Raw genomic sequence first — 12,617 nt, 5'->3', positions numbered from 1 at the left:
GTTCGCCATGTCGCTGATCGTGCCCCGCTTCGACGAGTCCGTGATCGTCCGCTCCACCGACGCCGAGACGGTCGGCCGGGCCCCCACCACCGTGCGGCTGCTCGCCGACAGCAGCGCGACGGGCGGCGCGCTGTCCACGCAGCGCGTCACGCTCCTCGACGGCGCCGACGGGGCGCGGCCGCACCGGCACGACAGGTCCGCCGAGATGTTCTACGTCCTGGACGGCGCCGCGCAGTTCCTGTCCGGGGACGAGGCGGTGACGGCGGAGACCGGCGACCTCGTCATCGTCCCGCCGGGCCGCCCGCACGCCTTCGCCGCCGCGCCCGGCAGCGACGCCGACCTGCTCATCGTCATCACGCCGGGCGTCGAACGCTTCGAGTACTTCCGCCATCTGCAGCGCATCGCCCTCGGCCAGGCCACGCCGGAGAGCCTGCTGGAGGTCCAGGAGGTCTACGACACGTACTTCCTGCAGAGCCCGGCGTGGGAGTCCACCCGCCGGGCGGGCGTGCGGCCCTGAGGGCGTGCGGACCGCGGTCTCGAGGGCTGACGCGCCCCGTCCGGAGGGCGCGGCACCGTACGATCGGGACGTGATCAACGGTGTGATGTTCGACTTCTCCGGCACGCTGCTGCGGATCGAGTCCGCCGAGGAATGGCTCGCCGCCGTCCTGGCGGAGGCCGGGAACGGCCCGGCGGAGGGGGAGTTCGCGCAGTGGGCCGCGCGGCTCACCGAGTACGGGGCCGTGCCCGGTGGTACGCCGCCGCGGCGGATGCCCGAGGAGGCCGCGAAGCTCTGGGACGAGCGGGATCTCAGCGCCGAGCAGCACCGCGCCGCGTACACCGCGCTCGCCCGGGCGGCGGCGATCCCCGTCCCCGGCATCGAAGAGGCCCTGTACGAGCGGCACATGAGCCCCGCCGCCTGGCGCCCCTACCCCGACACCGAGCCGACCCTGCGCGAACTGCGGCGGCGCGGGCTGCCGGTGGCCGTCGTGAGCAACATCGGCTGGGACCTGCGGCCCGTCTTCCGCGCGCACGGGCTGGACGAGCTGGTCGACACGTACGTCCTGTCCTACGAACTCGGCGTCCAGAAGCCCGATCCGCAGATCTTCGCGGCCGCCTGCGCCCGCCTCGGACTGCCGGCCGCCGAGGTGCTGATGGTCGGCGACAGCCGCGAGGCGGACGGCGGTGCGGCCGGGCTGGGCTGCCCGGTGCACTTCGTCGACCACCTCCCCGCCGACCGCCGCCCCTCCGGTCTGACCCCGCTGCTCGACCTCCTGGAGCCGGAGCCCGCAGCCGGCTGAACCCGTGCGGGGCGCGGGCGCAGCCGGCTGAACCCGTGCGGGGCGCGGTCAGTGCATGGGGAAGACCGGGCCGCGCGGGGTGAAGGGCAGGCGGGCCCCGCGGGGGAGCAGGAAGGCGTGCGGGCGGGCGATGCGGAGGGCGTCGCAGGCGCCGTCGGTGATGACGAGGACGGGCGCGGCCCCGCCGCCCAGCGCAGCCAGTCCGTCGCGGACGCCTCCAGGTGGACGTGCGCCAGCCGGTTGACCAGCGCGGACGCGAGGGGGCGGGCGAGCGCGTTGTCCGTGGCCCGGTTGCCCGCGCCGATGACGATGCTCCCCGCGGGCAGCTCGTAGCCGCCGATGCGGCGGTCGAGGATGAGCGAGTAGAAGGCCTTCTGCACGTCGGGCGCAGCGGCGTTGAGCTCGTCCAGGAAGAGGCAGTACGGCTCGTCGCGCGCGATCGTCTCGGGCGGGCAGAAGACGGAGCGCCCGTCGCGGATCTGCGGCACCCCGATCAGGTCCTCGGGCGCGAGCTGCGTCCCGAGCAGGCTCACGCACTCAAGCCCCAGCGACTCCGCGAACTCCCGCACCAGGGACGACTTCCCGATGCCGGGCGCACCCCACAGGAACACCGGCCGCACGGTCGCGAGCCCGAGCAGCAGCTCGGGCACCTGCGACGGGCTCACGGCGACGGCGGACTGCACGCGTCAACTCCTCCTCGGAGTGGGTGTGATGAGCGGCCGGACATCCCGACCCCGGGGCGGACCGCACCTCATCGTCCACCGCGTGGCACCGAGCCCGCACCCGGATTAACCGGACGACGACGCCCGCCGCGGGCGCCTACGATGCCGACCTGTCCGCCGAGCCCCGCTCGCCGAGCCCCCTCCGGGAGTCCTTCGTGAACTACGACCGCTCCGCGCTCGTCGACTGCAGGCTGCACGTCCTGGCAGGGCCCGCCAGCGGCTTCGGCGACTACTCCCGCGGAGGCGACGCCTTCAACGAAGCGCTGGCCGCCTACTGGGCGGAGCTGGAAACGGCCCTGGAACGGTGCTTCGGCGCGACGCTCGTGAGCAGCCGGGCGACAGACTTCGACGCGCGGGTCCTGCTGATGCTCTTCGGGAGCACCGCGCGCTCCTACCTCGCGATCCGGACGCCCTGGTCCGGTTACCTGGAGGCGGGTCTGCTCCTGCAGAAGCTGGACGAGGCGGGCCCGGCGGGCGAGCGCGTCCGCGCGGCGGGCGACCGGATCGAGGAGGCCACGAAGACCTCCCGCGCGGCCCACCGGGAGATGCTCGACACGCTGGCCGGGCACGTCCTGGGCGACCGCGCGGACACCGTGGTCACCTCCGCCGACCTGCTCGCAGACGGCTTCGACGACGCCCGGCGGCCCGACCCCGCCGACTTCCCCGCCTACGAGGACTGACGGCGGAGCCGAGGCGATGACGGGGTGCGGGCGGCCGTGCACGGGTACGGGCCGGCCTTGTGCACTCCGGCGGGGGCGCGGTCGGCCGAGTGCGCCCCGCGTACGCCTGTGTGGGTCGCGCACCTCCGCGTAACGGGTCGTGCAGTAGCCGCAGGTTGGCGGCGTCGTTGCCAGGGCATGAAGATCGTGAACCCGCCGTCGGCTTCCGCACCGGCCCGGATCCCCGCCCAGGAGTCCGGTGTACGGCCGGCGGCGCTCGCGGCCGTGCTGTACGAGGACGGCCCCGGGGAGTGGCACGGCCTGTGGCGCAAGGCCGTGTCCGCGGACGTCTTCCGCCACGCACCGCACCTGTCCGACCAGGAGCGGTGGGCGCGGGCGTACGGGCGGCTGCGCGCGCTGCACGACGAGGTGCCGGACCCGGTGGCCCTCGCGGGCGACGTGCGCGGGCTCGCGGCGCTGCACGAGTGGACGGGCCAGGTGGACGGCGCCACGGCGACGGTGGCCGGCATCCACTTCAACCTCTTCCTCGGCAGTGTCCTCGACGACACCGCCACGGCTCCGGCGCACGACGTACGGGATTTCACGTCACTGCGGCGGACGGGCGTGTTCCTGTGCACCGAGCGCGCGCACGGCAACGACGTCTCGGCGCTGGAGACCACCGCGACCTGGGATCCGGCGGACGGCGGCTTCGTCCTGCACACCCCGCACCCGGGCGCGGTCAAGTTCATGCCCAACACCGGGCCCGCGGGCGGTCCCAAGACCGCGGTGGTCGCGGCGCGGCTGCTCGCCGGCGGTACGGACCACGGGGTCTTCCTGCTGCTCGCCCCGCTCACCGGCGAGGACGGCGGTCCGCTGCCCGGCGTGCGGATCGAGCCGCTGCCGCGGCGCGTCGGCGACCCCGTCGACCACTGCGCCACCGCCTTCGAGCACGTCCGGCTGCCGCCCGGCGCGCTGCTCCAGGGCCGGCACGGCAGGCTGCGGCCCGACGGCACGCTCGACGCGGAGGTCGGGAGCGCCCGGCGCCGGGTGCTGCACGCGATCCGCCGGGTCACCGTCGGCAAGCTGTGCATGAGCGCCGCCACCGCGGGCGGGGCCCGCGCCGCGCTGGCCGTGGCCGTACGGTACGGCGAGCTGCGCGTGGTGTCCGGTGCCGTACCCGGCAGCCGCGTCCGGATCAACGCGCTGCGCAGCCACGCCGCCCCGCTGCTGCGCGCGACCGCCACCGCGTACGCCATGACGCTGTGGCACCGCCGGGTCGTACGCCGCTGGATCGGCCACTCCCCGCAGGAACGCGCTTCGGCGGAGCGGCTGGTGGGCATCGCCAAGGGCTGGATCACCTGGCAGGCGCGGGACGTCATCGCCGAATGCCGGGAGCGCGTCGGCGCGCGCGGCCTCTTCCCGGCGAACGCGCTGTCCGACTACTACGCCAACGCCGAGGGCGCCGTCACGGCCGAGGGCGACAACCTGCCGGTGTGGTGCAAGGCGGGCAGTGAGATGGTCTTCGGGCAGTCGCTGCCCCCCGCCCCGCCCGCGCCGACCGGCACCGAGGCGCTCACCGACCCGCGCTTCCTGCTGGGCCGCGCGGCCGCCGCCGAGCGCCACTGGCAGCTGCGGGCCCGCGAGCGGATGCGGGACGCCCCGGCAGGCAGCCCGCTGGAGCGCTGGAACCACGCCTCGGGCGCGGCGGTGGAGCTCGTCCGCGCCCATGCCGTACGCGGTGCGGGCGAGGCGCTGGCCGCCGCGGGCGAGCGGTGCGCCGACCCGCGGGCGGCGGGGCTGCTGGACGGCCTGGCCGCGCTCTTCCTGCTGGACCACCTGCGCGAGTCGACCGGCCCGCTGCTCGCCGACGGCGCCCTCACCGCGGCCCAGGCCGGCGCCTGGGCCGGGGCCCGCGACGACCTGACCGGCCGTCTCGCGCCCCATCTCCCGCTGCTGACGGCGGCTTTCGAGGTGCCGGAGGAGCACCTGCGGCGGCTCCCGCTGCTGCGGGAGCCGTTCTAGGGCGCGCGTCCGGTCAGGCCCGGGTGATCCGCGTCTCGTACCCGATGCGGGAGAGCTTCTCGGGATTGCGCACCACGTACAGCGCGCTGATCAGGCCGTCGTCGACGCGGACGGTCACGACGTCGTCGACCTCGCCGTCGATGCGGACGAGCAGCGCCGGGGAGCCGTTGACCAGGAGCCATTCGAGCGTGGCCCGGCGGCCCAGCTCGGGCAGGCCCGCGGAGAGCGTGGCGCCGACCGCGTCCGCGCCGCTGACCGGGGCGGTCGCGGCGGTGCGCACGCCTCCGCCGTCACCGACGAGGACGACGTCCGGGGCGAGCATGTCCAGCAGCTCGCGCAGGTCGCCGGTCTCCGCCGCCAGCCGGAAGGCGGCGAGCGCGCGGCGGCTCTCGGCTGCGGGAACGGTGCCCTGCTCGGCGCGCGGGCGGCGGGCGGCGACGTGCGCGCGGGCGCGGTGCGCGATCTGCCGCACCGCCGCGGGGGACTTGTCGACGGCCGCGGCGATCTCGGCGTAGTCGACGGCGAAGACCTCGCGCAGCACGAAGACCGCGCGCTCGGTCGGCGCGAGCGTCTCCAGCACGAGCAGCATCGCCGTCGAGACGCTGTCCGCCAGCTCGACGTCCTCGGCGACGTCGCGTGTGGTCAGCAGGGGTTCGGGCAGCCAGGGGCCGACATAGGTCTCGCGGCGGCGGCTGAGGGTGCGCAGCCGGACGAGCGCTTGGCGGGTGGTGGCGCGGACCAGGTACGCGCGCGGCTCGCGGACCGCGGCCAGGTCGACGGCGATCCAGCGCAGCCACGTCTCCTGGAGGACGTCCTCGGCGTCGGCGGCGGAGCCGAGCATCTCGTAGGCGACGGTGAAGAGGAGGTTGCGGTGCGCGACGAATGCCTCGGTTGCCGCGTCCATCGCGCCGCCCGGCCGGTCCGCGGGGCCGCGGATGTCCGCGTCGTGGTGCGGGGCGGCGGTTGTCCTGCCGGGGGCGGTGCCGCCTCGCGCCGCTGCTGCGGCCGATGCCGCGGTCGTCCGGGTGGCCGCTGCCGTGACCGGCGTCGCCGTGCCGTCGGTGGTGTGCTCGCTCATGTCCGCCCTGCCCTTCTCCGCCCTTCTCCGCCTGCCCGTTTGCGGACGGCGCCGCCCACGTGACACCGGCCGGGGCGGCCGTGTGACGGGTGGGAGGCGTGGCACTCGTCACAGCGGCGGGCGCGTCACAGGGCGCGGACGGCCGGTGTCCTGTGGGCGATCGGCGCCGCGCACCACCGCACGGCGCACCACCGCACGGGAGGACACCCCCCATGGCACCCCGCTTCGACCTGCTCGCCACCCCGACGTCCAGGAACGTCGGCAAGCACTTCTACGCCACCTCGACGGCGCTCTTCGAGTCCACGACGCTGCCGCGCGCGCTGCTGGAACTGGTGCAGTTGCGCGTCAGCCAGATCAACGGCTGCGGCTATTGCGCCGACGTCCACCTCAAGGAGGCCGCGGGGGCCGGGGAGAGCGCGCTGCGGCTCGGTCTCGTCGCGACCTGGCGGCACACCACCGTCTTCACCGAGGCCGAACGCGCGGCGCTGGCCTTCGCCGAGGAGGGCACCCGGATCGCCGACGGCGCCCCGGGCGTGTCCGACGCGACCTGGGCGGCGTTGCGCGAGCACTACGACGAGGACCAGACCGGCACGCTGATCGTCCTGGTCTCGCTCATCAACGCGGCGAACCGGATGGGCGTCATCGTCCGGAACCAGGGCGGCTCCTACGCATCGGGGGCCTTCGCGGCGCTCGACTGAGCGGGGACATTCTGCCGAGCGCCGCGAAGGCGGTACGGGCCCGCGACGGGGGCCCGGGGCGGGGGGCGGCGGGCGCGGGGCGGCCCCGGTATGCCGCTCAGGCCGCGGTGCCCGCCGTGTCGCTGGCCCCGGCGACCAGGTGGTCGCCGGGGATGCCGGCCTTGTCGGGCGCGTAGTAGTCCTTGATCCCCTCGGCCCAGGTCCGTACCCCGATCCGGTCGTCGGGGGTGGGGGAGAAGGCGTCGAAGAGGATGTCGATGTTGTCGCGGCGGAAGCCGATGGCCGTCATCAGCGCCATGAACGCGGGCCGCTCCACGAGCCCGTCGCCGTCCGGGTCGCCCAGCTCGGCGAGGGCCTCGGCGAATTCGCCGACGGTCGGCGCGAAGCGCGCCGGGGACAGGACGCACGAGCGGAATTCCTCGAAGTCGATCCGCCCGTCCCGGTCGGCGTCCAACTCCTTCAGAAGCGTGGTCCAGTAGCGTGCGAAAGCGGCGTGCATCCGCTCCTGGGCCGCTGTGCTCGCGCGCGGCGCGGCGGCGACGACGCGGTCGCTCATGAGGGAGAAGTCGTCGGCCTCCAGCACCCCGTTGCCGTTCGCGTCGAGCAGCGAAAAGACGAGCGCGACCCTCCGGGTGGCCTCTGTGCGCATGGCTCCGTTGCCTCTCTTGCCGTGATGCTGCCGTCGTGGGGATGGGGACCCCGCGGCCGGACCCTCTGCCCGGCTCGTCGGAAGAGGTGCCCGGTGCCCGTCACTCGCACACCGCAAGCGCACACGGTTACCCGCAAAGAGGGAAATCCCGGCATTCCGGCGTGAGTTCGGGCGGGATCGGGTAAATGCCCAAGCGGATGTTCGCGTTCGGTGTCCGGCGTTCGGCCTCGGGCCCGGCGGATCGCCGCACGCCGGTCGCCGTCCCCCCGCCTGTCGACCGCGGGTGGGCGCGCGTGCAATCGCCGTACCCGGAGCGCCCGGTGGCTGAGACGAGGAAGACGCCCGGGGCGTCGGGCGTGCCCGCGAGGGCGGTCCGGTCGGGCGGTCGCGGTGACGGTGACGGCGCCGGAGCCTGTCGCGGGCGGGGGCGTCCTCGGTGCCGCGTCGCACGCCCGCGGCGCAGCCCCTGTGAGCGGATCATGGCTGGTCAGTGGCGATTTGGGGGGCGTTGTCAGACCCTTGGTGCAGACTGTCATCAACAGGGCGGAAAGCCGCGAAGGGCCGCTTCCGCCCGAGGCTCCGAAGCTCCGGGGGCCGTGCGGACGGCCCCCGGAGCGCGGGAGGGATCGGGAGGAAGCGGAGGGATCGGGAGGAGCTAGTCGGCGGCGGCCATCACGTCGACGGGCCGCGGGCGCAGGGCGAAGCGGCCGGGGAGGGCGGTCGCGGGGAGGGCGAGCAGGACGGCGAGCGCGAGGACGGACAGGTAGGGGAGCAGCGCGAGGGTCGGAGAGGAGGTGCCGGTCATGCCGGTGCTGAAAGCGGTGAGGACAGCAAGGGAGATGGCGGTGCCGAGCAGCCCCGCGAGGGTGACGACGGCGGTGGCCTCGCAGGCCAGCATGCGGAGCACCTGCCGCCGGGTGGCGCCCGCGAGCAGCAGCCGGGCGAATTCCCGGACGCGCTCGGCGGTCGACATGGCCAGGGTGTTGACGGCGGCGATGGCGGTGAAGACCAGGACCAGGCCCATGGCCAGGAATTGCGCCTCGGCGTTGCCGCGCCGCACGGTCGGGGCCAGCGCGTCGGCCGCGTGCCCGGGGGCGAGGACGCGGATACCGGGGTAGCCGCGGACGGCGGCGGCGAGGCCGGCGCGGTCGGTGCCGGCCGCGGTGCGGACCAGGACGGCCGCGGCGAGCGGGTCGTCGACGTGCCGGGCCACCAGGGCGTGGGACATGGTGAGATCGCCGAAGCCGAGTCCGCGGGCGTAGACGGCGGCGACGGTCAGCGTCACCGGCGTGCCGTCGCCGAGGGTCACCCGCAGCGTGCTGCCGGGGTGCACGTGCCGGGTGCGGGCGGCGGTCTCGCTCACCGCGACGCTCGTGTCGCCGAAGCCGGTGAGCGAACCGTCCACCACGTCCAGGTCCGGGCCCAGGTCGCGGCCGAGCGAGCCGGCGGTGACGCCCTGCGCGGGGAATTTGTCGAGGCCGACGCGGACGGTGGTGCGGACGACCTCCGTGACGGACGTGACGCCGGGCGTGCGGCGTACGGCGTCGGCGGCCGCGCCCGGGACGCCGAGGCCGTCGGAGGTCAGCGCCCAGGAGCCGCGGGTGCCCGCGGCGGCTTGGTCGTGGGCCGCGTGCTGCAGCGTCGCCTGGGTGAAGAGGACGGTCGAGGCCATGGCGACGAGCAGGGCGAGCGGGGTGACGGCGGCGGCGTTGCGGAACGCGTTGCCCCGCAGGTTGCGCCGGGCCAGGACACCGGGGAAGCGGGCCGCGCGCAGCGGCCCGGCCAGCAGCGCGGCACCACCGCGCACCAGCAGCGGACCGAGGAGGGAGACGGCGATGGCGAGGACGATCACGGTCAGGAAGGTCACCGGCGTGGCGGCCGGTTCGGTGTGCAGCGAGCGCAGGACGACGACGAGCGCCGCCCCGCCGCCGAGCAGCAGCAGGCCCGCGACGGTGCGGCCGGCGGACGCGCCGCGCTCCAGCAGCGACTCGGCGAGCGCCTGCGCCGGGCTCAGTCGGGTGATCCGGCGCGCGGAGATCCGGGCGGCGGCCCACGCGCCCGCGGTCGTCGCCAGGGCGCCCGCGGCCATCGGCACGAAGCCGACCGAGGGGCGCAGGGTGTCCGGGATCGCGCCCAGGGCCACGAAGCGGCCGAGCAGCCAGTGGGCCAGGGGCAGTCCGGCGAGCGCGCCGAGCACCCCGGCGGTCGCGCCGACGAGCAGCGCCTCGCGCCCGATGAGCTGCCGCAGCTGGCGGGAGGTGGCGGCGACGGCGCGCAGCAGGGCGAGTTCGCGGTGCCGCTGGCGCAGCGACAGGGCGAAGGTGCCGACGACGACGAGGATCGCGACCAGCAGCGCGGTGCCGCCGATGGCCCCGCCCATGCTGACCAGCTGGACGCGGGCGCGGGCCGCTTCGGGGAATTCGGCCGCGCCGCGCCCGTCGCCCGTGTGGACACGGGCCTTGGTGCCGTCGAGCGCCGTGCGCAGGGCGTCCGGGTCGGGCCCGCCCTCGGCCTGCGGCAGTACGCCGAAGGCAGCCACCTGCCCCGGGTGGGCGGCCAGCCGCTCGGCCTCGGCCTGGCTGAAGAAGAGGCTGGTCTGCTCGGCGAGGTCGGCGTGCGCCGCGCCGCCTGGGGCGGTGGGGGCGGCGACGCCGCTGACGCGGTACGTCCGCGGGGCGGCCGTCGACTGGACGGTCAGCCGGTCGCCGGGAGCCAGGTGGGCCCGCCGGGCGAGCCCGCGGTCGACGACGACCTCGTCCGCGGCGGTCGGTGCGTGCCCGGCGACGAGGGCGAAGGGCGTGAGCACGGCGGAGTTCCAGCCGTGCCCGTACGCCCGGCCGTACGACGTGGCGCCGGACCCGCCGCCCGAGCCCTTGCCACCGGTGTCGGTGCCCGAGCCGCCTGCGCCTGAGCCGGCTGCGCCCGAGCTGGCTGCGCCTGGGCCGGTGTCCGCTCCCGCGGCCGGGAAGGTCTCGGCGGGGAAGGTCAGTTCGGGGACAACCGCGCGGACGCCGGGGACGGCGGCGATGCGGGGGGCGAGGCCCGCGGGGAGCCAGACGCGCTCGGCCAGCGCCTTGGCCTTGTGCTTGACCTTCGTCTTGCCCTTCTTGTGCTTGACGGTGGTCTGGTGGACGTTCTGGTCGGCGGTGACGACGACCGGCGCGGCACCGTACCGCTCGGTGGCGATGCTGCCGGACAGCCCCGTCTCCAGCAGCCCGCCGCACGCGGTGATGAGCGCCGCGGCGCAGAAGAGGGCGAGAAAGGCGCCCAGGAAACCGCCCCTTCGGGCCTTCAGGGTTCTCAGGGCGAGACGCGTCAGCATCGTGGACCGGTCCTCGTGGCAGTGGCGTCCGGACCCGTCCCCCGAGCCCGGTGGCCGGCATCCCCCGACCTGCCCTCAACGATCCCGTCGCGCCCCTCCCGGCACACTCCGGCCGCCCGGCACCTCCACGGTGGGGCCAGCCCCACCAACCCCCGGCCCGCAAGCGGCGGTTCCGGCCCCCGGCGATGTCAGCCGGCCGACACATAAGCAACCTTTGGTTGCGCGTCGCACCGGCGGCCGCTACCGTAATACGCAACCGAACGTTGCGGGAGGTGGCCGTCATGGAGACGGGGACAGAGGTGGAGTACGGGTCGATCGAGCGGGAGATCCGGATCGAGGCGTCGCCGGAGGTGGTCTTCGACGTCGTGAGCAGTCCCGAGCACCTGCGGGAGTGGTGGCCGGACGAGGTGGACCTGCCGGGGATCCCCGGGGTGGCCGGGCGGATCGGCTTCGGGAAGGCGGCGGGCGGCGGGATTGACTGGGTGCAGTTCACCGTGGTCGACGCGGTGCCGCCGCGGCTGTTCTCCTTCCGGTGGACGCAGCCCGAGGGGGAGGCGGCCCGGCGGGGGAATTCCCATCTGGTGGTCTTCGCGCTGGAGGCCGCCGGGGACGGGGCGACGCTGCTGCGGATGACCGAGACCGGCTTCCGGGAGCGCGGCTGGAGCGAGGCCAAGGTCGTGGACCGCTACAACGACCACTCCTCCGGCTGGGATCACTACCTGCCGCGGCTGATCGGCTACGCCGCCAAGGTCCAGGCGGGCGTGTAGTCGTGGCGGCAACCGGCACGACCACCACTGCCGCCGGCGGGGACATCGACGACGACCTCTGGTCCGCGGTCGGCGACCCGACCCGACGCCGCATGCTCGACCTGCTGCTCAGCGAGGGCAGCGGGACGGCGACCGGCCTCAGCGAGCGGCTGCCCGTCACCCGGCAGGCGGTCGCCAAACACCTCGCCGTCCTGGACCGGGTGGGCCTGGTGCACGCCACCCCCGCGGGCCGCGAGAAGCACTTCCGCGTCGACGAGGAGCAGCTCGCCCGCGCGGTCGCCCAGCTCACCGGCGTCGGCGCCGCCTGGGACGGCCGGCTGCGCCGTATCCAGCGCATCGCCGAGACCGTCCAGCGCCGGAAGGACGCACAGGAGCAGGACGCACAGGAGCAGCAAGCCCAGGAACAGGACGCGCAGGAGCAGGACGCGCAGGAGGCGCACGACACGTCCGGCGCACCGGACGACAACGATCAGCCCTGACGAGCGAAAGGCACGGCCATGCCCGACATCCTGCACCGCATCGGCGTCAAGGACGCCACCCCCGACCAGGTTTACGCGGCCCTCACCACGCTCGACGGCCTGTCCGGCTGGTGGGCGGAGAAGACGACCGGCTCCACCGACGTCGGCGGCGTCATCGCCTTCCGCTTCAGCACCGGCGGCTTCGACATGAAGGTCACCGGGTCCGACCCGGGTCGCCGGGTCGCCTGGGAGGTGGTGGACGGCCCCGAGGAGTGGATCGGCACCACCGTCACCTGGGAGCTGCGCCACGAGGCCGGTGACGGCGACTTCACGATCGTGCTCTTCCGGCACGAGGGCTGGCGCGAGCCCGTGGAGTTCATGTCCCACTGCAGCACCAAGTGGGCGACGTTCCTGATGAGCCTCAAGCAGCTCGTCGAGACCGGCGAGGGCGCCCCCGACCCCCGCGACGTGCACATCAGCGACTGGCACTGACCTCCGCGGGGGCCGCCGCCGCGCACGACGGGCACAGCCCCCGGTAGGTGACCTCCACCGTCTCGACGGTGAAGCCGAACCGTTCCGCCGGGGGCAGGTCCGCCAGCGGGCTGCCCGCCGGGTGGACGTCGCGGACCGTGCCGCAGCGCGAGCACACCAGGTGCTGGTGCGGGTGGTGGGCGTTGGGGTCGTACCGCTTGGCGCGGCCGTCCGTGGCGACCTCGATCACCTCGCCCAGCGAGACCAGCTCGCCCAGCGTGTTGTAGACGGTCGCCCGGGAGATCTCCGGCAGCAGCTGCGCGGCCCGCGCGTGCACCTCGTCGGCCGTGAGGTGCACGTGGTCGCCGTCGAGGACCTGCGCGACCACACGCCGCTGCGAGGTCATCCGCCAGCCGCGGCCGCGCAGCCGCTCCAGCAGGTCGCTCATGTGGGTCCACCAATCAGGGTCAGGC

General features: G+C 75.1%; 12 protein-coding genes and 1 pseudogene. 8 read left to right on the top strand and 5 right to left on the bottom strand.

Features of this window, described 5'->3' with window-relative positions:
- The first annotated feature begins 7 nt into the window (after nucleotides 1–7).
- Together IH54_RS0101900 and IH54_RS0101895 are read left to right on the top strand one after the other, a co-directional pair.
- Entirely contained in the window at nucleotides 8–517 is a 510-nt protein-coding gene (locus tag IH54_RS0101900) for a cupin domain-containing protein (protein WP_031512364.1), read from the top strand.
- Nucleotides 518–590: 73 nt separating this feature from the next.
- Nucleotides 591–1,298, top strand: a complete 708-nt coding sequence (locus tag IH54_RS0101895; protein WP_234343334.1) for an HAD family hydrolase — start codon at nucleotides 591–593, stop codon at nucleotides 1,296–1,298.
- A gap of 185 nt (nucleotides 1,299–1,483) precedes the next feature.
- Here IH54_RS0101895 and IH54_RS42720 read toward each other — a convergent pair.
- Nucleotides 1,484–1,981, bottom strand: a pseudogene (locus IH54_RS42720) (ATP-binding protein); the annotation flags it as partial.
- Between the two features lie 194 nt (nucleotides 1,982–2,175).
- Between IH54_RS42720 and IH54_RS0101885 the strand changes: the two are divergent.
- Together IH54_RS0101885 and IH54_RS0101880 are read left to right on the top strand one after the other, a co-directional pair.
- Nucleotides 2,176–2,700 (top strand): hypothetical protein, encoded by a 525-nt coding sequence (locus IH54_RS0101885; protein WP_031512359.1) that lies wholly within the window; start codon nucleotides 2,176–2,178, stop codon nucleotides 2,698–2,700.
- A 177-nt stretch (nucleotides 2,701–2,877) separates the two neighbouring features.
- Nucleotides 2,878–4,701: an acyl-CoA dehydrogenase gene (locus IH54_RS0101880; protein WP_078861861.1), complete on the top strand. Its 1,824-nt coding sequence runs from the start codon at nucleotides 2,878–2,880 to the stop codon at nucleotides 4,699–4,701.
- 13 nt (nucleotides 4,702–4,714) lie between these two features.
- Here IH54_RS0101880 and IH54_RS0101875 read toward each other — a convergent pair whose 3' ends face one another.
- Complete coding sequence (locus IH54_RS0101875; RefSeq protein ID WP_052397026.1) at nucleotides 4,715–5,605, bottom strand: RNA polymerase sigma-70 factor; 891 nt, start codon at nucleotides 5,603–5,605, stop codon at nucleotides 4,715–4,717.
- Between the two features lie 386 nt (nucleotides 5,606–5,991).
- Here IH54_RS0101875 and IH54_RS0101870 point away from each other — a divergent pair, with 386 nt between their 5' ends.
- Entirely contained in the window at nucleotides 5,992–6,477 is a 486-nt protein-coding gene (locus IH54_RS0101870; RefSeq protein ID WP_031512354.1) for a carboxymuconolactone decarboxylase family protein, read from the top strand.
- Between the two features lie 97 nt (nucleotides 6,478–6,574).
- On the opposite strand, the gene IH54_RS0101865 is transcribed toward IH54_RS0101870, so the two are convergent.
- Nucleotides 6,575–7,126 (bottom strand): EF-hand domain-containing protein, encoded by a 552-nt coding sequence (locus IH54_RS0101865; protein WP_031512353.1) that lies wholly within the window; start codon nucleotides 7,124–7,126, stop codon nucleotides 6,575–6,577.
- Between the two features lie 655 nt (nucleotides 7,127–7,781).
- Nucleotides 7,782–10,448: an FtsX-like permease family protein gene (locus tag IH54_RS0101860; RefSeq protein ID WP_031512352.1), complete on the bottom strand. Its 2,667-nt coding sequence runs from the start codon at nucleotides 10,446–10,448 to the stop codon at nucleotides 7,782–7,784.
- A gap of 281 nt (nucleotides 10,449–10,729) precedes the next feature.
- Here IH54_RS0101860 and IH54_RS0101855 point away from each other — a divergent pair, with 281 nt between their 5' ends.
- From IH54_RS0101855 to IH54_RS0101840, 3 genes are read left to right on the top strand one after another with little or no spacing between them, the layout of a single operon-like run.
- Entirely contained in the window at nucleotides 10,730–11,215 is a 486-nt protein-coding gene (locus tag IH54_RS0101855; protein ID WP_324607730.1) for an SRPBCC family protein, read from the top strand.
- Nucleotides 11,216–11,217: 2 nt separating this feature from the next.
- Nucleotides 11,218–11,694 carry a winged helix-turn-helix domain-containing protein gene (locus IH54_RS0101850; RefSeq protein ID WP_078861860.1) on the top strand — a complete coding sequence of 159 codons (477 nt, stop codon included), beginning with the start codon at nucleotides 11,218–11,220 and terminating at the stop codon, nucleotides 11,692–11,694.
- Between the two features lie 18 nt (nucleotides 11,695–11,712).
- Nucleotides 11,713–12,165, top strand: a complete 453-nt coding sequence (locus IH54_RS0101840; protein WP_031512349.1) for an SRPBCC family protein — start codon at nucleotides 11,713–11,715, stop codon at nucleotides 12,163–12,165.
- On the opposite strand, the gene IH54_RS0101835 is transcribed toward IH54_RS0101840, so the two are convergent.
- Nucleotides 12,149–12,592, bottom strand: coding sequence for a Fur family transcriptional regulator (locus IH54_RS0101835; RefSeq protein ID WP_031512347.1), 444 nt, complete (start codon nucleotides 12,590–12,592; stop codon nucleotides 12,149–12,151). The two genes, IH54_RS0101840 and IH54_RS0101835, sit on opposite strands and share 17 nt — an antisense overlap.
- Nucleotides 12,593–12,617: the final 25 nt, after the last annotated feature.

The organism is Streptomyces sp. NRRL F-5123 (genome assembly GCF_000721495.1).
GTDB lineage: Bacteria > Actinomycetota > Actinomycetes > Streptomycetales > Streptomycetaceae > Actinacidiphila.
The sequence above is the reverse complement of the archived record's forward strand: the minus strand, read 5'-3'. Positions and strand labels throughout refer to the sequence as shown.